Source organism: Brenneria corticis (assembly GCF_003115855.1).
In the GTDB taxonomy this organism is placed as follows: domain Bacteria; phylum Pseudomonadota; class Gammaproteobacteria; order Enterobacterales; family Enterobacteriaceae; genus Brenneria; species Brenneria corticis.
Genome location: NZ_KZ819073.1, coordinates 59,299 through 82,185, shown reverse-complemented (window position 1 = coordinate 82,185; position 22,887 = coordinate 59,299). Strand labels below are relative to the sequence as shown.

The following is a 22,887-nucleotide window of genomic DNA, read 5'->3' as shown; positions in this document are numbered from 1 at the left end:
AACGGTCCGACGCATTTTCGAGCCGCTTTCCAAACTTTCTGTTTTCGCCACGACAGTGCCCCGTTGGCTGTTTATAATCAAGCGCATTGCGATTACATGCCGTTCAGGGAGTTCCATGCGTATTATCCACACCGCCGACTGGCATCTCGGGCAGTATTTTTACACCAAAAGCCGGGCGGCCGAACATCAGGCTTTTCTGCACTGGCTGCTTGAACAGGTCGAACAGCAACAGGCGGATGCGGTAATAGTCGCAGGAGATATCTTTGATAACGGTTCGCCGCCAAGCTATGCGCGGGAAATGTACTACCGCTTCGTGGTCGATATGCAGCGCACCGGCTGCCGGCTGGTGGTGCTGGGGGGCAACCATGATTCCGTCGCCACGCTGAACGAATCGCGGGATCTGCTGGCCTGCCTCAATACCCGGGTTATCGCCAGCGTCGACGGCGACGTCGACAAACAGGTGCTGGTGCTGGAAAACCGCCGGAATCAGCCCGGCGCCCTGCTGTGCGCCATCCCTTTTTTACGCCCGCGCGATCTGATCGCCAGCCAGGCCGGGCAATCCGGCGATGAAAAACAGCAGGCCTTGCTGGACGCCATCACCACGCATTACCGGCAGTGTTACCAGTCGGCCTGCCGGCAGCGCGATATTCTGGGGCTGCCGCTGCCCATCATCGCCACCGGACACCTGACCACCGTCGGCGTCACCGCCTCCGATTCCGTGCGCGATATCTACATCGGTACGCTGGATGCGTTTCCGGCGCAGGCTTTTCCGCCGGCGGAATATATCGCCCTCGGCCATATTCACCGCCCGCAGCGGGTGACGAAAAGCGCGCCCATTTACTACAGCGGCTCCCCCATCCCGCTGAGTTTTGATGAATTAAGCAGCCGGAAATCGGTTTATCTGGTGGATTTGGCGCCGGGCAGCCCGCCGACGGTAGAGGCGCTGCCGGTGCCGGTCACCCAGCCGATGCGCCTTATCAAAGGCGATCTGGCGGAAATAGAGCGACAGTTGGCCGCCTTCAGCGACTATCAGGGCGAAAAACCGGTGTGGCTGGATATTGAAATCACCACGCAGGATTATCTGAGCGATATGCAGAAACGCATTCAGGCGCTGACCGACGGTTTGCCCGTCGAAGTGCTGCTGTTGCGCCGCGCCCGCGAACAACGCCTGCAGGCGATAGTCCGCCAGCAGAAAGAGACGCTGAACGAGCTGACGGTGCACGAGGTTTTCGAACGCCGGCTGGCGAGCGCCGCCGATCTGGAAGAGAGCCGCCAGCTGCGCGTACGCACGCTGTTCGATCAGGTTATGGATGAATTGGAAAATAGCGAGCCCGCCGCATGAAAATACTCAGCCTGCGGTTAAAAAACCTCAATGCCCTGAAAGGGGAATGGAAAATTGATTTTACTCAGGAGCCCTTTGCCAGCAACGGCCTGTTCGCCATTACCGGCCCCACCGGCGCGGGGAAAACCACGCTGCTCGACGCCATCTGCCTGGCGCTGTATCACGCGACGCCGCGGCTGAAAAACATTTCCGCCAGCCAGAATGAGCTGATGACCCGCAACACGGCGGAATGCCTGGCGGAAGTGGAATTCGAGGTCAAAGGCGTCGGCTATCGCGCCTTCTGGAGCCAGCGGCGGGCCAGAAACTCCCCGGACGGCAACCTGCAAACGCCGAAAGCCGAACTGGCGCGGGTGGATGACGGCACGATCCTGTGTGAAAAACTGACCGAAAAACTGGAGATGACCGCCGCCATCACCGGGCTGGATTTCGGCCGTTTTACCCGCTCGATGATGTTATCGCAGGGGCAATTCGCCGCCTTTCTGAATGCGGACGCCAACGAGCGCGCCGAACTGCTGGAGGAACTGACCGGCACGGATATATACGGGCTGATATCCGAACGCGTTTTCGACCGGCACAAACAGGCCAGAATCGCCCTGGATACCCTGCAGGCGCGCGCGGCGGGCATCGAGCTGCTGAATGACGAACAGCGCCGGCAACTGGAGGCGCAGCTGTCATCATTAACGCAACGGGAACAGGCGCTGATTAGCGAGCGTGAGCAAGCGCTAACTCATCAGCGCTGGTTTGAACAACTCGCCGCGCACCGGCAGGCGCTGACGGCCGGCAAAGAACGGCTCGCCGCGGCGGAAGAGGATATGCGACAGGCGCAGCCGGCGCTCGAACGGCTGACGCAAAGCGAACCGGCGGAAAAACTCAGGCCGCTCCAGCAGGAGCGGGACCGTTGCCACGCCGAGTCCGCGGCGCTGCAAAAGCAACTCGCCGCCCTGACGCAACAGCGGCAAACCCAGGAGAGCCTCTTGCTGGCGCTGCGCCAGCAAGAGGAGAAAACGCAGCAAGACCAGCGCCGGCACGCCGACTACCGCCAGCAGCAGGAGACGCTGATCGGGGAACGCATCATGCCGCTGGACCACCAGATCAACACCCTGCGGCAGCAGCGGGACAAACAGCAGCAGGAACTGGAGCAAACGCAGGCGCGCCAGCAGGACGATCGCCGCAAGCTGGAACAAGCGGAGCGGCAGTACCAGTCCGCCCGGCAACGGCTCGAACAGCTCCAGGCCTATCGCCGGCAGCACCCGCATCATCAGCGCTGGGGGGAATACCTTTCGCTGTGGCGCACCCAGTTTCAGCGGCAGCGGCAGCTGGTTGAGGAACTGGCGAACCTGCGCCAAAAACAGGCGCGCTATGAGCAACAGGCGGAACAGCTGAATCAGGAAGCGGACAAACTGACCGCCCAGCGCGCCGGACAGCACGGCGCGGTCAGCCATGCGCAGCAACAGTTCGACCAGCATCAGCAGACGTTGCAGGAAGCGGACGACCGGCAGCCGATTGGCGATCTGTACCAGCAGCTTAGCCAGTCTATCGCCCGGCGGCCCGACCGCCAGCGCCTGGCCACCCTCGGCGAGCTGTTCCAGCGGCTCGGCTCGCGCAGGGAGCAGTCGGCAACCCGGCAAACGCAGCTACAGGAACAACGCGGCCGGTTGCAGGAACAGCGGCAACGGCAAAGTACGGAGCTTGAGCTGCGCCGTCAGCATCTGGCCGAGGTGGATAAAAATCATCAGCTGGAAATACGCATTGTAAAGCTGGAAGAGGAAAGGCGGCGGCTACGGCCGGGCGAAGCGTGCCCGCTGTGCGGCTCGACGCACCACCCGGCGGTCGAACGCTATCAGGCGCTGCAGCCCTCGGAAACCGAACAACGTCTGCTACAGCTTAGCCAGGAGGTCGGCCAGTCGGAAAGCGCGCTGACGCACCTCGAGGCGCAGCTGGCGGCATTGCAACAGCAGCTCGACCAGTTGCAGAACGATCGCGGCCGCATGGATGAGGAATATCAGACGTTGCTGCAACAGTGGCGCGAGGTCAGTGAGCGCTTACCGGGGGATTACGCCCCCGACCAATTCGCCGAATTAACCGCGTGGCTGGCGCAGTGCGAAACCCTGGAACAGCAGATTCAACGGCAGATTGCGCTGCGCGAGCAGGCCCAACGGCAACGACAGGAAAGTAAGGATTCACTGACCAATGCAAATACCCTGCTGCAACAGACGGAGCAGCAGATAGCGCTGAATACCCAACAGCGGCAAACGCTGAAAAATGCCCTCTCCGAGCTGCGGCAAGCGCAGCAACAGAGCGCGGAGCAGCAGAAACAGCATCGGCGGGAAATGGAAGAAACGCTGGCGGATTTCTCCCTTGGCGCGCCGGAGACGGCGCAACAGGAGACCTGGCTGGCGCAGCGCGCCGAAGAGTGGCGGGTCTGGAAAGAGGCCGAGCAGGAACAGCAGCGGCTATCGAACGGCGCGGCGGCGCTGGAGGCGGAGCGGCAGCATCTGACCAAAACCACCGAGCTTGGCGAACAGCAGCTGCTGGCGCTCCAGCAACAGCTGTTGTCGCACGCCAACGCGCTGGACGAATCCCAACGGCAGCGGCAACAGCTTTTCGGTGATAAATCGACGGCGGAAGTCAGCGCCCAACTGCGTGAAAAAAGCCGGCAGTGCGAACAGGCCAGCCGGGAAATTCAGGCGCAGCGCCAGCAGGCGGAGTCGTCGCTGGACCGGCTGACCGGCGAATTAACCGGCGTACAGCAGCAACAAACCCGCGTCGCCGCGCTGCGGCGGCAAGCGGAGCAGGATTTCGCCCAGGCGTTGCAACACAGCGTTTTCGCGGATGAAGAGGCATATCAACGCGCCTTGCTGGATGAGCGGGAGCGTAACGAACTGCGCGAGCGCAAAGAAAAACTGCATCAGCAATGGCAACAGGCGACCGCGCTGTATCAACAGGCGGAGCGGCTTCTGACCGTCCATCAGCAACAGCGCCCGCCAACGCTGGCGGCGGAAGCCGCCCTGCCCTCGGTGCAGCATAGACTGGACGAATTAAATGAAACGCTGAAAAGCAACCTTCAGCAGCAGGGGGAAATGCGCCAGCAATTAACCGCCGACCAGCGCCACCGCCAGAATCAGCAGGCGCTGCTGGCGGAAATCGCCCAAAGCCAGCGGCACTATGACGACTGGAGCTGTCTGAACGAGCTGATCGGCTCCCAGAAAGGCGATAAGTTCCGCAAATTCGCCCAGGGGCTGACGCTGGATCATCTGGTGTATCTGGCCAACCGGCAGCTTGCCCGCCTGCACGGCCGTTATCTGTTGCAGCGCCAGACCAATGACGAGCTGAAGCTACAGATCGTGGATACCTGGCAGGCCGACGCGCTGCGGGATACCCGCACGCTTTCCGGCGGGGAAAGTTTTCTGGTCAGTCTGGCATTGGCGCTGGCGCTCTCCGATCTGGTGAGCAATAAAACCAGCATCGACTCGCTGTTTCTCGACGAGGGCTTCGGCACTCTGGATGCGGAAACGCTGGACGCCGCGCTGGACGCCCTCGATAACCTCAACGCCGGCGGTAAAACCATCGGCGTCATCAGCCACGTCGAGGCGATGAAAGAGCGCATTCCCGTACAGATTAAGGTCGCCAAGGTTAACGGCCTGGGCATCAGCCGGCTGGCGCCGGAATTTGCGCTTTAGTTCAGGCCGCGGCGGACGCGCATGCGGCTTGAAGGATAACGGGAATAAGCTGATTTTATTCTGCATCGCCCGCCCGAATTCGTTATCATGCGCGCTGCATTAATGAACCCGCGTGCAAGCCTGCGCGCCCAGTCAGGGATAACACCATGCTGTGGTTTAAAAATTTAATGATTTACCGCCTGAACCGCGACGTCGTCCTGTCGGCGGATGAGATGGAAAAACAGTTAAGCGCCTTCGCCTTCACGCCGTGCGGCAGTCAGGACATGATGAAAAGCGGCTGGGTGTCGCCGATGGGCTCCCACAGCGACGCCTTAACGCACGTGGTTAACGGGCAGATCGTTATCTGCGCCCGTAAAGAGGAGAAGATCCTGCCTTCGCCGGTGATTAAACAGGCGTTGCAGGCCAAAATCGAGCGGCTGGAGGCGGAACAGCACCGCAAGCTGAAAAAAACCGAAAAAGACTCGCTGAAGGACGAGGTGCTGCACAGCCTGCTGCCGCGCGCGTTCAGCCGCTTCAGCCAAATCTGGTTATGGATCGATACCGTCAACGGCCTGATCATGGTGGATGCCGCCAGCGCCAAGAAAGCGGAAGACACCCTGGCGCTGCTGCGTAAGACCCTCGGCTCGCTGCCGGTGGTGCCGTTGACGATGGAAAACCCCATCGAGCTGACGCTGACCGAATGGGTGCGCTCCGGTACTCCTCCGGCCGGTTTCGCCCTACAGGATGAAGCCGAGCTGAAAGCGATTCTGGAAGACGGCGGCGTGATCCGCTGCAAAAAACAGGATCTGGTGAGCGACGAAATCGCGGTGCATATCGAAGCGGGCAAGCTGGTCACCAAACTGGCGCTGGACTGGCAGGAACGGGTACAGCTGGTGCTGTCAGACGACGGCTCGCTGAAACGGCTGAAGTTCTCCGATACGCTGCGCGAACAAAACGATGATATCGATCGGGATGATTTCGCTCAGCGCTTCGACGCCGACTTTATTCTGATGACCGCCGAACTGGCGGCGCTGATCGCCAACCTGATCGAAGCCCTGGGCGGCGAGGCTCAGCGCTAGCCCCGGCGTTTATGCCGTGCGCCCGCCGCTGTCCTCGCCGCGGCGGGCAAGCTGATTACACGAGGAAGTGTCCCACCGCCGCGTTCAGCGCCAGGATATTGGTCTGGAAGGCGATACCGTCAATCACGCCGATAATGTCGCCGATTTTACCCGACGCGACCACGATATCGCCCATCGTCGCCATCACGTCCGAGACCACTTTTCCACCGATCCTTGGCCAACAGCAGGACTTTCTCATTCACCTGCCGCGCATAAGGTATAAATGAAGAGGCTACAGGTATTTACAAAAATAGGCGGAAGACTCCGCCACCTGTAAATTGAATTCACTCTGCGCCGGCACGAAAAACGACTCGCCGGGCATAAAAACCTGCCAGTCAGGGGCGCCCGGCAACAACACTTTCAGCGCCCCGCTGATCACCGTCATCTCTTCCGGCTGACCGGTGCCGAAGGTGTACTCCCCGGCGTCCATGACCCCGACGCTGGCGCGCCCGATACTGCCGCTGTCAAAACCAATGGATTTCACTTTCCCTGCAAAATACTCGTTTACCTTCAACATAGAGCGGCACCTATAAGTTGGAAAAAACCAGGAAAATTCATCTTAAAAGGTGCAATAAGCCGCTGTCACTATCTATTCAATGAAAGTGCGTTGCCGGTAGCATCGACCGGCGATTATTTTACCAAATCAAGGGAAAACGCGGCGCCGCGGGGAAGGATCAGGCTACCGATAAACGCAGTATCCGCATCACGTTCGCCACGATGATCGTCGGGTCCTGCGTCGCATCGATGACGTGGTGAGCCGCCTCGCGGTAGAGCGCCTCGCGGGCGGCCAGCACGTCGGCCATTTCTTCGGCGATCGGCCGCCCGGTGAGGGTCGGGCGCTGATGGGCCAGCGGGCTGACCTCCAGACGCCGGGCCAGTAATTCCGCCGGCGCGCGCAAATAAACCACCGAGCCGTTGTCGCCCATAAACCGCCGGTTCAACGCCGACAGCACGATGCCGCCGCCGGTGGCGACCACGCGACGGCAGGCGGTCACTTCCTGCAATACCCGGCTTTCCCGCTGACGAAAACCCTGCCACCCTTCCTGCGCCACGATTTCGGCAACCGTCATCCTGCCGCTCTGCTGCATAAATAGGTCGGTATCGATAAACTCGTATCCTAATGCCTGCGCCAGTTGGCTTCCTACGGTGGTTTTACCACAACCTCTGGCTCCAACCATAAAAATGGGCTGTGTCATTTAATGACGTATCCTTGTTTTCGTCAGGCCCGTTCTGAACGGCGTGATTCTGCCGGCGGGTTACTCATTATTTATTCGAAGGATGAATCATACCGGTAAAATTCGCGAATATAAAATCCGCTTATAGGTCATAAAACAAAAAGCCCCGCAATAGATCACGGGGCGATACCATTCACCAGCCACAGATATCAGTAGGTGTGGAAATATTCCTGAATCACCGCCGGATTGGTGGTTTTGGTCAGCGCCAGCATCAGCAGAATGCGTGATTTGGCCGGGTTGAGCGAATCGGCGACCAGTCCGGGCTGGGAAGCATCCGGCGGCACGATCCCGCTGCCGGTACGGCTGGCGCGCACCACGACGACGCCTTTGCCTTCCGCTTTGCGAATACCGGCATCGCTGCGTTTAGACACGCTGCCCGCGCCCATGCCGGCATAGACAATGCCTTTCACGCCGTGCGCGATGGCTGCGTCATACATATATTCCGGGTCGTCCTGATAACCGTAGATAATATCCACCGCCGGCAGTTTCTCCAGGTTGCTTACGTCGAATACCGAACGGGTGGTATGAATTTTATCCAGGCGATTCTGGAAATAGATTTTATCGCCGATAATCACGCCAAGGTAACCCTCTTCCGGCGCTTTAAAGGTATCCAGCGTAGAGGCGTTGGTTTTGCTGATAAAACGGGCGGAACCGATACGGTCGTTGAGCACCACCATCACACCGCGGCCACGGGCATTTTTATCCGCAGCCACTTTAACCGCGCCGTACAGGTTCATCGGGCCGTCGGCGCTGATTGAGGTCGCCGGGCGCATCGCCGCGGCGAAAACCACCGGCTTGTCGCTTTTTACCGTCAGGTTAAGAAAGTAGGGAGACTCGTCGAGCGTGTCCGTACCGTGGGTGATCACCACGCCGTCCACATCGTCGCGGGCCAGCAGTTCGTTGACTCTTTTGCTCAGCTTCAGCAAAACGTCGGCGGTCATGTTTTCGCTGCCGATATTGGCGACCTGCTCGCCGCTGATATTGGCGAGCGTTTTCAGTTCCGGCACCGCATTGATCAGCGTATCCACGCCCAATGCGCCGGCTTTATACCCCGTGGTTTGCGTGTTGGCGGCGGCGGAACCGGCGATGGTCCCCCCGGTCGCCAGAATCACCACGTTAGGCAGGTTTTCCGCCGCACTCGCCAGGGCGGAAAAACAGACCAGAACGACCACAAACAGTGAACTAAATATCCTTTTCATACCTATACCGACCCAATATGTTTAAACGGCAGGCCCTTGCTCGAAGGCTGCCGATGAGTGATAAATAATATCCTGCCTGTCGGCCGAGGCCGGCCGACATTGGCGCTTATCATGCCTCAGCGCCCGGCGGCTGTATAGCTTTGGCTATAAAATCATTGACATAGGTTAATGTTATACCTTGCGCTCATCGGTTGATCCGCGCGACGGCATCCTGACTTGCCTGGTCGCGCGCGGCGCCGGTCAGCTCCGACAGTTGACCGTTGCGCATTTCGAGCAACCGGTCGGCATGTTGGAAATAGCGATCGTCATGGCTGATGGCGATAATCGTTTTGCCCAGCGCCCTGAGCTGAGGCAGCAGCTCAAGATAGAACACCCGGCGGAACTGCGGATCCTGATCCGCCGCCCATTCGTCCAGCAGCAGAATATCGCGCTGCTCCGCCACGGCCAGCAGCAGCGCGACGCGTTTACGCTGCCCTTGCGAAAGCTGCAAATTCGTTATCTGATAATTATCCAGCGCCAGTTTCTGGCGCATATTGAGCCGTTCCAGCCAGTCGTCCACCAGCGCCATATCCGGCGCCGCGCCCTGCGGCCCGATCATTTGTCCGAAGAGATGGAAATCGGTAAATACCGCGGAAAACAACTTTTGATAGTCTTTGAGGGTGGCGGCGGTTACCGGCTGATTATCCAGCAATAAACAGCCGGATACCGGGGTATATAAGCCGGTCAGCAGCATCGCCAGCGTCGATTTGCCGCTGCCGTTGCCGCCGATAAGAAAAACCAGCTCTCCGCGCCGGATAGTCATATTCAGCGGCCCCACCTCGAACGCCGAATCGGCATAGCGAAACACCACATCGCGCAGTTCCAGCGTTTGCCAGTTCGCCGGCGCCGTGGCGACGGGAAATTCAGCGCGGTAGTCGGTCAGCTTAAGGGTTTTTAATTTATTGAACGCCACCTGCGCGCTGAGCAGCGTGGGCAGCGCGCCGACCGCCTGAAGCAACGGCGTCCGCAGGAACAGCAGAGTCAGGGAGTATGTCGCGGCGACATTGGTATCCGACCAGCCCAGATTGTTGGCCATAAAAAACACCGCGCCGATCGCCCCCAGCATCATGATGTTGGACCAGTTCACCGCGCTGAGATGGAAGGTATCGGCCCGGATAATGTTCTGGCGCAGGTCCTGCGCGTTGGCCTGATAAATGTTTTCATACAGCTGCTGCGCCCGATCTCGATTCAGCGCCAGCTCTTTACGCCCCTCAATCACCGTCTGATAGTCTTTCTGCAGGCGGTCCTCCGCTTCCCGCACCTGGGTAAGATAACGGTATACGCGGGAAACCAGGATGAAGCTGCTCCAAATGGTGACCGCAATCCACAGCGATGTCACTATCAGCATCTTCGGCGACAGCCAGGCCAGATAGGCCGCACAACCCAGCGTCAGCACGATGCCCTGCACCAGCTCGGGCAGGCGCACAAACGCCAGGGTGATATTACGAATGTCGCTGGACAGGCTGGCAAGCAGCTGCGCGTTGCCAATCTGTTCTATGCGCGCGATATTGCTATCCAGAATGCGTTTAATAAACTGTCCGCGCAGGCGATAAACAAAATGGTGCCCCAGCGTCGTCAATGCCAGTTGCGAAACCAGCGTCACCGCCATCAGCAACAGCAGCAGTCCCAGAAACTGGGGCAGTACGGTCAGAGACTGGCTCACCGTTTCAATCAGTTTCAGATTGATAAAGGCGATCAGGCCGATTCCCAGAGCGGCGCTGACCAGGCTTAAGACGATAACGGCAAGGAAAGTCCAGCGGTACTGCTGGTAAACGATGCGAAGCAACTCCATAACACTCAGTTCTCGATAATGGTGGGAATCGCACGCAGTTTAATCGGACGGGAGTTGATATCAAGAATAATTCTCATATACCCTGAATAATTCGAGTTGCAGGACAAAACGTTGTCGTTTCAGCCACCCTTACGGGCCGTCGCCAAGGCGGCGATTTTTATGAAAATAATATCCGGCCTGGCCGTCGTCGTCCTGCTTATCCTGTCAGGCTGCGCGGGCAGGCAGCATGACATTACGCCGCTTGGGCAAACGACCTTCGCCCGCTATCAGCAGGACACCGCGCGCTGGGTTGCGCAGCATCGCGCCTTTCAGAGCAGCGATAAAAACCTTGAGCTGGCCTGGAATACGCCGCAGGAAATGCGCCCGCCCGGCAAGCCGGACAAGGGGATTTTACTGGTTCACGGGCTGGGGGATTCTCCCGGTTCATTCAACGACATTATGCCGCGGCTGGCGCAGCAGGGCTATCTGGTCAGAACCGTGCTGCTGCCGGGCCACGGCACCCGCCCGGCGGATCTGCTGCATATCACCGTCGACGACTGGCGCAGAGTGGTCGCCGAGCAGGCGGCCATTCTGCGCCGTGACGTGGATGAGGTCTATCTGGGCGGCTTCTCCACCGGCGGCAATCTGGTTTTGGAATACGCGCTGAAGCACCCGGAAATTAACGGGTTACTGCTGTTTTCACCGGCGATAAAATCCGACGAACGCTACGATTTCCTCACGCCGCTGCTTTCCGTCTTTAGAGACTGGATACTCAAACCCCGGCCCGGTTATCCGCAGCAGTTGATAACGCGTTATATGGTGGTGCCGACCAACGGTTTCGCCCAGTTTTACCATTCCAGCGCCGCCGTGCGCAGGCTGCTGGCCCAAACCGCCTACGACAAACCGGTATTGATGGTGCTCACCGAGCATGACTCGGTGCTGAACACCCCTTACCTGCTCGAATTATTCGAGCGCAAATTCACCAATCCGCACAGCAGGCTGATCTGGTATGGCGACCGGCCCGCCGGCACGCGTTCGCCGCGCGTGCTGACCCGCAGCGACTATTTGCCCGAGTGGCGCATCAGCCAGTTCTCCCATATGTCGATACTGTTTTCGCCGGATAACAAACAGTACGGCGAGGCAGGCTCGGTCATCGTCTGCGCCAACGGGCAAACGCCGGCCAGCCGGCAGATCTGCCAGGACCGAAACCAGCTGTGGTATTCGGACTGGGGCTACCAGGAAGACGGCAAAACCCACGTCCGCCTGACCTTCAACCCCTATTTCGACTGGCAAACGCGGGTGATGAAGCAGGTGCTGGAGAGCGAATAGTCGGCCCGCGGCCGACGTCGCGATATCAGTAAACGCCGCCCTGCCGCGCCCGGCCCACCGCTTCGCCCAGCTGCCATACCGCCATCGCGTAGTGGGTGCTGCGGTTGTAGCGGGTGATGGTGTAAAAATTGGGCAAACCGTACCAGTATTGGTATCCGCTGCCGACATCCAGCCGCAGCAGGCTGGCCTCCTGGTAGCCGCCCAGCGTGCTTTGCGGCCGCAGTCCGGCGGCCTGCAACGTGGCGAGGGAGTAGCGCGTGCTGAAGCCATGCTCCAGCAACGGCGCCTGACCGACGGCCGGCACCGCCACAACGCCCCCTTTGACCCAGCCGTGAGCCTTGAAGTAGTTGGCCACGCTGCCGATGGCATCCACCGGATCCCACAGGTTGATATGGCCGTTGCCGTCAAAATCCACCGCATAGTTTTTAAACGACGAAGGCATAAACTGACCGTAGCCCATCGCGCCGGCGTAGGAGCCGCGCAGGCTGAGCGGGTCATTCCCCTCATTGCGGGCCATCAGCAGGAAGGTTTCCAGCTCGCCGGTAAAATAGTCGGCGCGGCGTGGATAGTCGAACGCCAGCGTCGCCAGCGCATCAATAATGCGCGTCTTGCCCAGCACGCGTCCCCAGCGGGTTTCAACGCCGATAATACCGACGATAATCTCTGGAGGTACGCCGTATATTTCCCAGGCGCGCTGCAGCGCATCCTGATGTTGATTCCAGAAAAGCACGCCGTTTTGCACGTTATCCGGCGTGATGAACTGGTTGCGATAGCGGATCCAGGCGCCATTAGGTCCGGACGGAGGGCGTGAAGTCGGCGCCTGCCTGTCCATCAGGCGCAGCACCCAGTCCAGCCGCCGCGCCTGGGCCAGTACGTCATGCAGCTGCCGGCGATCGAAGCCGTGCTCGCTCACCATTTTGTCCACAAAGCGGCTGGTCGCCGGATTAAAGGCGAAATCGCCCCCCAGCAGATGCCCCGACGGCGCGGGCTCAAGCAGAAAGCCGCCGCCCTTAAAAGGATTTCCCTGCGCGGCGACGGTCGTCGGAGGCGGAGGCGCGGGCTTACTGCTACAGGCTGAGAGCAAAACAATCAGTGAAAAGAGAGTAGCCAAATGACGCATTGGGTGTCCGTATAAGCAGATTAAGATAAGAAAAGGATAGCGGCTGCGGCCAGTATTGCCTGACGTAATAACGGCTGCGCCCTGACGTCAGGGCGCCGCGTTCCGCCGTCAGTTTTTCTTCACAAACTCGGACTTCAGCTTCATGGCGCCAAAACCGTCAATCTTGCAATCAATATTATGGTCGCCTTCGACGAGGCGAATGCCTTTAACCCGGGTGCCGATTTTCAGCGTTGAGGAACTTCCCTTTACTTTCAGATCCTTAACTACCGTCACCGTATCGCCGTCCGCCAGCAGATTGCCATTGGCGTCCCTGACGATCGGCCCTTCCTCCTGAGCGGCCGAATCACCGTCCATTGCCCATACATGTCCGCACTCAGGGCAGTTGAGTAATTCATTATCCTGCCAGGTGTACTCAGAGTGACATTTAGGACAATTAGGTAGCTGTTGCATTATAAAATTCCTGAAAAGAATAAAGTTTATGTAAAAATTCAATAAAATCAAAGATGGCATAACCAACGACGGACATTTTAACGTTTTATCGCCACGGTGAGTAGTCGGCGTTTTATTCCTTTCTCCGCCGACCGGGAAACGGGGGAAAGGTATTATAAGGCTGGTAAAGGGTTGGATTTATTCAATACCGCCCGTCGATAGACGAAAAATACAATTATTTATCCGATTTTCTTGTTTGCATCCAAAAACGTTTACCTCCAGGATTCCATTAAATATCAAGAATAAAGAGATATTTTATTGCCGCAAATTAACATAGTTTGCGTTTGCCTGCCCTGCGGCGATGAAAAGTCTTCCATGGGACTTTATGCCCTCCCGGCAGTTCGAATTCCGCGCCATAACAGGAGTGAACAATGAATTTCCCCAGACGTGATTTCAATCGCCTTTCCGGCCTCATCCTGGCCGCCGCCATCTCGGCCTGCGGGCTTGTCGGCGGCCTATCCCTGCCGGCGCAGGCGCAGTCGGCAGAGATCCAGCGCGGCGGAGCCCTGGATATTGCTTTTCGCAGCGACAACACCGCTCTGGTCAGCATCGACCCGTTTCAGGTTTACTGGATCGAGCATCGTTCGGTGTTAAGGGCGGTGGTTGATCAACTCACCGACCAGGATCCGCAAAGCGGCGAAATTATTCCCTGGCTGGCCACCCGCTGGGAATTAAATAATGACGCCACGCAATACACATTTTATCTGCGCGACGACGTTACGTTCAGCAATGGCGAAAAGTTTAACGCCGAGGCGGTGAAACTCTCGTTCGACGCCAATATTGCGCTGCTCAAGGAGCTTCCGACCGCTTTCGGAAAATCCTACATTGACGGCTACGTTTCCTCGGAAGTCGTCGATGAATACACCATAAAGGTCAATTTCAGCGTTCCCAACGCCGCTTTCCTACAGGCCACGTCTACCACGAATCTGGGAATTTTAGCGCCGGCCACCTACAAAAACAGCACTATTCGGGAGCGGAATCTTGGCAAAATCATCGGCTCCGGTCCTTTTATTTTAGCCGAGTACTCGCCGGAGGAACGCATTGTGCTGAAAAAACGCGCAGGCTACGCCTGGCCGTCCGCGGTCAGTGAAAATAAGGGAGATGCGTATCTGGATGAAATTATCGTGCGTTATATTCCGGAGAGCGGCAACCGGGTCGGAAGCGTGATTTCAGGGGAAGTCGATATTGCCTGGCCCAGAGATCCCTTTACCAATGAAGATTACAATTATATCAAAGGCAAAGGGCTCAATATCATTCAGCGCTCGATTCCGGGCATCACCGAGAGTTTATATCCCAATGTAAATTATGACCGGCCCTTTTCCAACGCCGCGGTTCGGCAAGCCTTCCAGAAAGCCATCGATCGGAAAAGCTACGCGGCGACGATTTACGGCCAACATTTCCCGGTGGCCGAAGGCGTTCTGGAGCCGTCAACCTTATATTACCAATCCCAGGCCGACGGTTTGACCCACGATCCGCAGGGCGCGGCGCAACTGCTTGAAAAGGCGGGCTGGCTGGTCGCCGACGACGGCTATCGCTATCGCGATGGGAAAAGGCTGACGGTTGTTTATCCGATTACCGAGGAAAAGCCGGGAGACGTGCTGGTCCAGGATCAGGTCAGGCAAGTAGGTTTTGAATTGATCTTGCAGCCGGTGACGGCAGGCGAGGCTAATGCCCGCTATGTCTCCGGCAATTACGATCTGCAACGCGGGGTTCTGACGCGCGGCGATCCCGCGGTGATCCAATCCCACTCGGACGTTCGTTATTCGGGATCCGCCGTGTCAAAAAATCGTTTTACCGCGCAGGCGCAGCTGAAACTGCAAGAGCTGCTCGACAAGGGGCTGGCTGAAGCGGATCCGGCGGCGCGCAAGGCTATCTATAAGGATGCGCAGAACTTTATTTTGCAGGAAAACGCCTATTTCCCGATTTTTGCGCGTACCCAGCAGGCGGCTGTCGGCTCCAAGGTCCACGGGGTGAAATTCAGCGGAGAAACCTTTCTCCACGTCAATGATATCTGGATCGAAAAGTAATGACCGGCTATATCGTTAGACGGTTCCTGCAGGCCATTTTAGTGCTGTGGCTGGCTTACACGGCGTCGTATATCATACTTTATGTTCTGCCGGGCGATACGCTGGTGTATTTGCTTGCCACCAACGATCTCCAGATAGACGCGCTTTCCCCGCAGGAACTACAGCAAGTCAAAGAATACTACGGGCTGGATAAGGGCCCGATCGCGCAGTATTTCTCACACCTGGCGGGTATTCTGCAGGGAGACTTCGGAACCTCGGCCACCAAAAGCCAGTCGGTTAACGAGATCGTCTTTTCCCGGCTGCCGAGCACCGCGTTACTGGGCGCGGTTTCGGTGGTTTTTGCCCTGGCGCTCGGATTGAGCGTCGCCATTGCGGCGACCTATGTGCAGTGGAAGCCGCTCAAGGTTTTCCTGAGCCGCCTGCCGGTCCTCGGCGTTTCGCTGCCGTCATTCTGGGTCGGCCTGCTGCTGATTCAAGTGGTCGCATTCGGTTTGGGGTGGCTTCCCTCAAGCGGTTCAAACGGATGGAAGACCCTGATTCTGCCCAGCATTACCATGGCGCTGCCGTCGGCGGCGGTGCTGGCGCAGGTGCTAATCCGCAGCTTGAATGACACGCTCAAAGAGCCCTACATCCAGACCGCGAAGGCGAAGGGAATATCCCATTTTGCGGTTTACACCAGGCACGCGCTCAAAAATGCGGCCCTTCCCACGCTCACCATTCTGGGACTGCTGATCGGCTCGACCGTTACCGGAGCGGTAACCACGGAGACCGTGTTTTCGCGGGTAGGAATCGGCAGATTGGCCCAGGAAGCCGTACTGGCTCAGGACGTTCCCGTCGTCCTGGCCATCGTGGTGATTGCGGCAACCGCCTTTGTGGTGACGAACCTGATAGTCGATTTGCTCTATCTCGTCATCGATCCCCGCATACGTCACGTCGAGAAAGTCACATGAACAGCAGTGAAGTAAATTCACGCCCGCGACTGGCTGATAACGCCAGCGAGTGGGACGACGACGCCACGCGGCCGGAAATCTGGCGGGCCAGGCTGGCTCAGGCCCTCGGGCTACTGATTCGGCGGCCGGGATTCGCTCTGGCGATACTGTTTATTCTTTTTGTCGTCACCGCGGCCGTTTTCCCGGATTGGTTTACCAGCCAGGATCCCTTCGCCACCTCTCCGGCCGATAAAATCCTGCCGCCTTCGTGGGAACATCTTTTCGGCACGGACCACGTCGGGCGCGATCTCTTCACCAGGGTGCTTTACGGTTCAAAGCTGACCATTCAGGCAACCGTGCTCGCCATCCTGATCGCCGCGGTAGTTGGGCTGCTGCTGGGGGTTTTTTCGGGTTTTTCAGGGGGAAAGGTGGATGCCGCGCTGATGAGGATAGTCGACGTGACCTTGGCCATTCCCGCGCTTCTCCTGGCCCTGGCAATTGTGACCGCGATAGGTTTCGGCACCCTCCAGGTGGCTATCGCCGTGGGCGTGGGAAGCATTCCTGCCTTCGCCAGAACCACTCGCTCGGAGGTGCTAAAGGTCAAGGCCCTTCCCTTCGTGGAGGCCGCGCGCCTGTGCGGCACCAATTGGTTGATGATTATCTGGAGGCATATTTTACCCAATTCCTGCGGACCCGTGGTGGTGCTGGTGATTCTCGAATTCGGCGGCGCCGTGCTGGCGGTCGCGGCCTTGAGCTTCCTCGGGTTCGGCGCCCAGCCGCCGGCCGCCGAATGGGGTACGCTGATTTCCGAAGGGCGCGGTTATCTGATGACCGCCCCGTGGGTTTCTTTGCTCCCTGGATTGTTCGTTGCGCTGGTGGTGTTCAGCCTCAACCACATCGCCAAAACCCTGGAGGAGCTGCAGCGATGAGCCGCCCGGAACAGCCGCTGGTGACGGTGGAAAATCTGCACGTAAAATATCAGGTCCAAACCCGGGATATCAGAGCGGTAAATGACGTCAGTCTGTCGATATTTCCCGGCGAGACCGTCGCCATCGTCGGCGAGTCGGGCTCCGGCAAGTCTACGCTGGCCGGCGCGCTGATGGGACTGCTGGCGGGCAACGCGCGCATCACCGGAGGAAAGATCGCCATCGCCGGCGACGACGTTACGCATTTCTCCGAGACTCGCTGGCGACAGCTGCGCGGCCGTACCGTCGGTCTGGTTCCCCAGGACCCGATGGTGGCGCTTAACCCAACCATGCGGATTGGCCGGCAAATCGGCGAAGTTGTCCGGCGCGTTCGCGGCTCGCGAGGTCGGGCGCTCGACGCCGACGTGCTGGAATTGCTTGAACAGGTCGGTTTGGATCAGCCCCTACTGCGCGCCCGCCAGTATCCGCACGAACTTTCAGGCGGTCAGCGCCAACGGGTACTGATCGCCATCGCCGTGGCCGGGCGGCCCCGGCTGCTGATTGCGGACGAACCGACCTCGGCGCTCGACGTCACGGTGCAACGCCGCATTCTCGACCATTTGGCGACGCTGGTGCGCAGCCAGGGCATCTCCATGCTTATCATTACCCATGATTTGGGCGTGGCCGCCGACCGTGCCGACCGCGTGCTGATCATGCAGAGCGGACGAATTATGGAGCAGGGAGATCCCGCCACCGTGCTGGCCGCGCCCGCGCACGACTATACCCGCATGCTGTTGCAGGCGGCGCCGGTGTTGAATGTGCCGCCGCGCCCTGCCGCGCAGGCCTTGCCCACGCGCGAGATACTGCGCTTCGACCAGGTGGGCAAGGCGTTCAGGCTGCCCGGCGCGCGCGGCCAGGCGAGCCATTTTCAGGCGCTGGACGCGGTATCCTTTAGCGTTGCGGCCGGGCAGACGCTGGCCATCGTAGGCGAGTCGGGCTCGGGCAAGACGACGTCGCTGCGTATCGCTCTCGGACTGGAGCAGGCGACCGCCGGCAGGGTCATCTTCGACGGCGCCACCGATCTTTCGCGCCTGAGCTGGTCGGAGTTTCGGCCATTGCGCAGACGCATGCAGCTGGTACAGCAAAACCCCTATGCTTCCCTCGACCCGCGCCTGACCATCTTTGAAAGCATCGTCGAGCCTTTGCGCGCCTTCGGTCTTCTCAAGGGGGCCGCCCTGGAGAGCGAGGCCAGGAGCCTGATCGACCAGGTGCAACTGCCGCGCGCCATGCTCAATCGCCTGCCGCGCGAACTCTCCGGCGGCCAGCGCCAGCGTGTGGCCATTGCTCGCGCGCTGGCGTTAAAACCCGAATTGCTGTTTCTTGACGAGCCGGTATCGGCGCTCGACGTCTCGGTGCAGGCCCAGATTCTCGAACTTCTGGGGGAACTGCAGCGCGAACTCGGCGTGAGTTACGTACTGGTTTCGCACGATTTGGCGGTGGTCGCCGCAGTGGCGCACCACATCGTGGTGCTGCGCCATGGACGCGTGGTTGAGCAGGGACCGGCAACCCAGGTGTTCGGTTCCCCCGCCGAAACCTATACGCGCGAACTGCTGGATGCGGTGCCCGGACGGCGGCTGGTCCGGGCCGGCAGCCAGCCATCGGCCCTGTAGGCCGAAGTGGTTGCAAGGCGGCGCGGCTGATTGCCGCGCCCCCGTATCACTTCACAATGGTGCCGTCGCGCAGGATAAACATCACCTTGCCATCCCAGAACTCGGCGATAAAGATGTCATCATCCTCCAGATCGTGACGCTTCAGCTCTTTTTCCAGCCAGTCCCGATCCTTTTCTATCTGTTTCAGCTCCTCCGGCCTGACTTTGCCGTCTTTCATCACGATAACCGACGGCATTTTCGCGTTATCGCACACCACGGTCAGCTGCCCGCTGGGCTCTATCTGGGCATAGGTTACCTGCTGAAAGGCGTTGATTCCCTGCGAATGCAGCTGTGAAGCGACATTTAAAATATCGATTTTATTTTTCTTGCGCAGAATATTATCCATCAGAAAGCGCCCTTTTTTCACGATGGGCAGCGGATTGCCGATGGCGATGGCGCGAAACAGGTGCACATGCTTACTCACGGCATTCAGCAACGATATCAGCCCGACGCCGATAAAGAGCACCAACACATATTGATGCAGCGGAATGCTGTCGCTGTATATCACCCCGCCGATAATGCCCCCCAGCACGAAATTGCCGATGAAATCAACCGGCGTCATTTGCGATAGCTGGGTTTTTCCTGAAAGATTGAGATGCATGATGACGATGCAAAAGCCGATGACGAACTTGATTAACACTAAACCGTAATATTCCATATATCCTCTTATCCACTACCTTACGCGGTCTGCTATAGCAAGACCTGCGCCGATACAAACCCCATTGCCGGCCGCCGCTGACGCGGCGCCCTCCATGATTTATATAGATTAAAATCGGCGTTTATGCCGTTTTTTCAGGGAAAACAGACGGGTTAGACCGGTAAAACAGACGCCATCAGCGCGATTTACCTGCCCCGCAGCGACGGCTCGCCGTTTGCCGCCGCCGGGAGGCGAGGTCAAATGATTGGCATATCCTTAATCAGATTCTGCTGCATAAAATAGAGAAAACGGGACTGGAATAACATCGTATGTTCGTGGGCCGAACGTTCGGCGACGTCGGGGTTCTTACTGGCGATAGCCTCTATCATCTCATCGTGATCCCGTCCCAGCTTCATCGGCGCGTCGCCGCGGGCCATATGCTCGAACTGCAAATGCTGCAGCCGCTGTCCCTCTTCCAGCAAGCGTTCATAATGGGATGACAGATAGTGGTTTTTCCCGGCTTTGGCGACGGCCAGATGGAAAATTTTATTTTTTTCCGTCATCAGGCTGAAATCGTCGCTGGCGACGGCCTGCATATACAAGGTGTTGGCCGCCCGGATATGCTCCAGCTCTTCATCGGTGCGCTGCATCGCGGCCAGTCGGGTCACCGCCCGCTGCATCAGATCCAGCGCCGCGATATAGTTGGGAAACTCTTCTATCTCGAATGGCGTAACGATGGTGGTTCTGTTCGGCAGAATGGTCACCAGACTCTCCGCCGCCAGTCGCGCCAGCGCATCCCGCACCGGCGATCGTGACAGCCCGAACTGCGCGGCCAGCGAGATCTCGTCAAGCTGCGTCCCCGGCCTCAGCCGCAATGTCAGGATCTGTTTTCTCAGCGTGTCGTAAATATACCTGCCGGCATGACGGCGGCCTTGACTCTCGTTTTCCGCAAACGGCTTACTCATTTATCAGTATCCTATCGACAGAAGAATAAATTGCTTCTCTGCCGTCATCATAACATGCCGGACCGGTCAGCTTAACGCAGGCTTCCTCCCTCTGCCGCCGGCCGGGGAGCCGTTGGAAACTATTCCGTCGAAAAACTATTGTGCGGGTTTGTTTTGCGCGTTGGCCTCTTCCGACGCCTGATTGACGAGCGCGTCGATCTCCCCCATTTCGCGGCGCTGGGTAAGGTAGATATTCAGCACCTGCAGGTCCGCCGCGGAAATGTTGCGCGGCAAACCGAACGAGACCCCCTGTTTGGCCAGCGCCGGAGTGGGAAAAATCTCTTTCGTCCAGCCGGGATTGGCGACCGCGAACAGATGGTTGGTGTCGCTGGCGTCCACCAGCACATCGGCGCGGCGCGCCATCAGCGCCAGCCGCGTTTCGTCATTTCCCGGCAGGCGCATGATTTTGCCTTTCTTGACCGCGGCGCTGATGGCCTTGTCCCCCGCCGTTCCCGACATGACCACGAAGGTGACGTCCTGGCGATCGTAATCCGCCAGCGTGTCGCCCGCCTCACGGAGTTTCGGGTTGTCTTTGTTGATCAGGAAGGAGATCTGGTAATCCGTGGCGGCGGTGGAGAAAGCGACGGCCAGGGCGCGTTCCGGCGTCTGATTGAGCGCCATGGCCAGATCCCATTTGTCGCTCTGGAGACCGGCCACCATCGTATCCCAGCTGGCATCCACGAAACGGACTTTCACCTTCAGCACCTTTTCCCCGAAATCGCGGCACAGTTCGGCGAAGTAGCCGCTGTAAGCGCCGGTTTTGGCGTCGCGCATAACATAGGGGGGTGCGGTGGCCGCGCCGCAGCGCAGCACGCCCGCGCTTTGCACCCGCTGCCAGAACCCCTGCTCGGCGGCCTGCGCGGGGAGTTGCGGCAGCAGCAGCGCCGCGCCGAACAAACAGTACGACAGCTTGCGGATATGACGAAAAATGACATCTTTCATGGTATTTTCCCCTGAATGCTAGTGGTATACGAAGTAACCCTGAACACGGCGCCTCGACCTGACCGCGCGCCATATTGCGCATCCGCGCCGCCCTTCCCCTGCCGGCGTCGGATGCGATTTCGCCGGACCTGACTTAGCCGCCCGACGAGAAGCGGCCGGCGCTGAACGGCGTCAGATCCTGCGCCGGCTGCCGTCCGGCGGCGAGATCGGCGATCAGGCGGCCGGTGGTGGCGCCCAAAACCAGCCCCAGTTGGCCGTGTCCCAGCGCCAGCAGCACGTTGGGCAGTCGCCGGGCGCGATCTATCACCGGTTTGGTATCGGGAAGAAACGGACGATTGCCGACGCCGTATTCCAGATTCGCGGTATTCAACTGCGGCAATATCCGTTTCGCCCGTTCGAGAATGATCTCCGCGCGCTTGAAATTCGGTTCGGCGTTGGCGCCGGCAAACTCGATGGTTCCCCCAATCTGCAAGCCGCGCGTCATCGGGGTAAAACCGAACCCGCCGTCGGCGTAGATCAGCGGATGGCGGATGTCCACCTCCGGCGTGGGGAGCAGCGCCTGATAGCCGGCGATGCCGGTCAGCGGAATATTCACCCCCAGTTGTTTAAAGAAGGCCCGCGCCCCAACGCCCGCCGCGATCACCACGTGGTCGGCGGGCAGCCCCCGGCCGTCGCTCAGCCTGATGCCGCTGGCCCGCCCGTCGGACTCGTCAATACGCTCGACGACGCCGGAAATGCGGCGCCCGCCCTGGCGGATAAAGCTTTCCGTCAGCGAGGCGATAAATCCCTCCGTATCCCGCACCGCCCGCCAGTCCGGCAGCAGCAGGCCGTAGCGGAATTTCCCCGCCAGCGCCGGTTCCAGCTCCCCGTTCTGATCGCCGTTGAGTACCTCCAGCTTGAACCCCAGCTGCTGGCGCAATTCCAGCAGCGCGCGCTCGTCATCGATGCCGGCCGCCGTATCGAACAGTTCGATTACCGGATACTCGCCCAGCAAATTCTTCTCCGCGCACTCCGCCAGCAGCGGCGTGTAATCCTGATAAACCTGGTGGGACAGCGTGGACATGGCATGGGCGATGGCGCCGATCCGGCTGTGGCGGGCATTGCTGACGAAACGCAGAAACCAGGGAAAAACGGTCGGCAGCGCGGACGGACGCAGCGCCAGAGGACTTTTTTGATCCAGCAGCCAGCCTGGAATACGCTTGAGAATGCCGGGCTTGGACAGCGGAATGATTTCGCTGACCGCCATCAAGCCGCAGCTCCACTTTGCCGTGCTGTCTCCGGGCGGGGCGGGATCGACCAGCGAAACGCTGTGGCCTTCACGCTGCAGATACAAGGCGCAACAGACCCCGACAATGCCTCCCCCGACCACCACCGATTTTGGTACTTCATCCTTTACGCTGCCATTCATTATTTTCACCCCGACGCCTGCTGAT

18 protein-coding genes and 1 pseudogene are annotated in these 22,887 nt (G+C 59.1%); 8 read left to right on the top strand and 11 right to left on the bottom strand.

Features of this window, described 5'->3' with window-relative positions; genetic code table 11:
- Nucleotides 1-115: 115 nt before the first annotated feature.
- From sbcD to rdgC, 3 genes are all read left to right on the top strand, one after another.
- Nucleotides 116-1,342: an exonuclease subunit SbcD gene (gene sbcD, locus DDT56_RS03855; RefSeq protein ID WP_136165196.1), complete on the top strand. Its 1,227-nt coding sequence runs from the start codon at nucleotides 116-118 to the stop codon at nucleotides 1,340-1,342.
- Nucleotides 1,339-5,022, top strand: coding sequence for an AAA family ATPase (locus tag DDT56_RS03850; RefSeq protein WP_136165195.1), 3,684 nt, complete (start codon nucleotides 1,339-1,341; stop codon nucleotides 5,020-5,022). Before sbcD ends, DDT56_RS03850 begins: the two co-directional genes overlap by 4 nt.
- A gap of 146 nt (nucleotides 5,023-5,168) precedes the next feature.
- Complete coding sequence (gene rdgC, locus DDT56_RS03845; RefSeq protein ID WP_136165194.1) at nucleotides 5,169-6,080, top strand: recombination-associated protein RdgC; 912 nt, start codon at nucleotides 5,169-5,171, stop codon at nucleotides 6,078-6,080.
- Nucleotides 6,081-6,153: 73 nt separating this feature from the next.
- On the opposite strand, the pseudogene DDT56_RS03840 reads toward rdgC, so the two are convergent.
- The 5 genes and pseudogenes from DDT56_RS03840 to DDT56_RS03820 all read right to left on the bottom strand — a co-directional run.
- Nucleotides 6,154-6,331, bottom strand: a pseudogene (locus DDT56_RS03840) (methyl-accepting chemotaxis protein); the annotation flags it as partial.
- A gap of 20 nt (nucleotides 6,332-6,351) precedes the next feature.
- Nucleotides 6,352-6,636, bottom strand: coding sequence for a pyrimidine/purine nucleoside phosphorylase (gene ppnP, locus DDT56_RS03835; RefSeq protein ID WP_009114072.1), 285 nt, complete (start codon nucleotides 6,634-6,636; stop codon nucleotides 6,352-6,354).
- 157 nt (nucleotides 6,637-6,793) lie between these two features.
- Nucleotides 6,794-7,315, bottom strand: a complete 522-nt coding sequence (gene aroL, locus DDT56_RS03830) for a shikimate kinase AroL (protein ID WP_136165193.1) — start codon at nucleotides 7,313-7,315, stop codon at nucleotides 6,794-6,796.
- Between the two features lie 188 nt (nucleotides 7,316-7,503).
- Nucleotides 7,504-8,553, bottom strand: coding sequence for a type II asparaginase (locus DDT56_RS03825; protein WP_136165192.1), 1,050 nt, complete (start codon nucleotides 8,551-8,553; stop codon nucleotides 7,504-7,506).
- A 184-nt stretch (nucleotides 8,554-8,737) separates the two neighbouring features.
- A complete protein-coding gene (locus DDT56_RS03820; RefSeq protein ID WP_136165191.1) occupies nucleotides 8,738-10,384 on the bottom strand; it encodes a multidrug ABC transporter permease/ATP-binding protein in 1,647 nt (548 codons plus the stop codon).
- A gap of 159 nt (nucleotides 10,385-10,543) precedes the next feature.
- Between DDT56_RS03820 and DDT56_RS03815 the strand changes: the two genes are divergently transcribed.
- Complete coding sequence (locus tag DDT56_RS03815; protein WP_136165190.1) at nucleotides 10,544-11,692, top strand: alpha/beta hydrolase; 1,149 nt, start codon at nucleotides 10,544-10,546, stop codon at nucleotides 11,690-11,692.
- Nucleotides 11,693-11,717: 25 nt separating this feature from the next.
- Here the strand turns inward: DDT56_RS03815 and mltB are convergent, their stop codons facing one another.
- A complete protein-coding gene (gene mltB, locus DDT56_RS03810; protein WP_136165189.1) occupies nucleotides 11,718-12,812 on the bottom strand; it encodes a lytic murein transglycosylase B in 1,095 nt (364 codons plus the stop codon).
- A 108-nt stretch (nucleotides 12,813-12,920) separates the two neighbouring features.
- Nucleotides 12,921-13,262, bottom strand: a complete 342-nt coding sequence (locus DDT56_RS03805; RefSeq protein ID WP_136165188.1) for a zinc ribbon domain-containing protein YjdM — start codon at nucleotides 13,260-13,262, stop codon at nucleotides 12,921-12,923.
- A gap of 410 nt (nucleotides 13,263-13,672) precedes the next feature.
- Here DDT56_RS03805 and DDT56_RS03800 point away from each other — a divergent pair, with 410 nt between their 5' ends.
- The 4 genes from DDT56_RS03800 to DDT56_RS03785 are packed head-to-tail and all read left to right on the top strand — an operon-like array spanning nucleotide 13,673 to nucleotide 18,832.
- Nucleotides 13,673-15,328, top strand: coding sequence for an ABC transporter substrate-binding protein (locus DDT56_RS03800; protein ID WP_136165187.1), 1,656 nt, complete (start codon nucleotides 13,673-13,675; stop codon nucleotides 15,326-15,328).
- Nucleotides 15,328-16,278, top strand: coding sequence for an ABC transporter permease (locus DDT56_RS03795; protein WP_136165186.1), 951 nt, complete (start codon nucleotides 15,328-15,330; stop codon nucleotides 16,276-16,278). The genes DDT56_RS03800 and DDT56_RS03795 overlap by 1 nt, the downstream gene beginning before the upstream one ends.
- Nucleotides 16,275-17,186 carry an ABC transporter permease gene (locus DDT56_RS03790; RefSeq protein WP_136165185.1) on the top strand — a complete coding sequence of 304 codons (912 nt, stop codon included), beginning with the start codon at nucleotides 16,275-16,277 and terminating at the stop codon, nucleotides 17,184-17,186. Before DDT56_RS03795 ends, DDT56_RS03790 begins: the two co-directional genes overlap by 4 nt.
- Complete coding sequence (locus DDT56_RS03785) at nucleotides 17,183-18,832, top strand: dipeptide ABC transporter ATP-binding protein (protein WP_136165184.1); 1,650 nt, start codon at nucleotides 17,183-17,185, stop codon at nucleotides 18,830-18,832. Before DDT56_RS03790 ends, DDT56_RS03785 begins: the two co-directional genes overlap by 4 nt.
- 46 nt (nucleotides 18,833-18,878) lie before the next feature.
- On the opposite strand, the gene DDT56_RS03780 is transcribed toward DDT56_RS03785, so the two are convergent.
- The 4 genes from DDT56_RS03780 to DDT56_RS03765 form a co-directional block, all read right to left on the bottom strand.
- Nucleotides 18,879-19,529 carry a DUF421 domain-containing protein gene (locus DDT56_RS03780; RefSeq protein WP_136165183.1) on the bottom strand — a complete coding sequence of 217 codons (651 nt, stop codon included), beginning with the start codon at nucleotides 19,527-19,529 and terminating at the stop codon, nucleotides 18,879-18,881.
- A 236-nt stretch (nucleotides 19,530-19,765) separates the two neighbouring features.
- Nucleotides 19,766-20,473: a GntR family transcriptional regulator gene (locus DDT56_RS03775; RefSeq protein WP_136165182.1), complete on the bottom strand. Its 708-nt coding sequence runs from the start codon at nucleotides 20,471-20,473 to the stop codon at nucleotides 19,766-19,768.
- Between the two features lie 135 nt (nucleotides 20,474-20,608).
- Nucleotides 20,609-21,454 (bottom strand): transporter substrate-binding domain-containing protein, encoded by an 846-nt coding sequence (locus tag DDT56_RS03770; protein WP_136165181.1) that lies wholly within the window; start codon nucleotides 21,452-21,454, stop codon nucleotides 20,609-20,611.
- A 133-nt stretch (nucleotides 21,455-21,587) separates the two neighbouring features.
- Nucleotides 21,588-22,862, bottom strand: coding sequence for an NAD(P)/FAD-dependent oxidoreductase (locus DDT56_RS03765; protein ID WP_136165180.1), 1,275 nt, complete (start codon nucleotides 22,860-22,862; stop codon nucleotides 21,588-21,590).
- Between the last annotated feature and the right edge of the window lie 25 nt (nucleotides 22,863-22,887).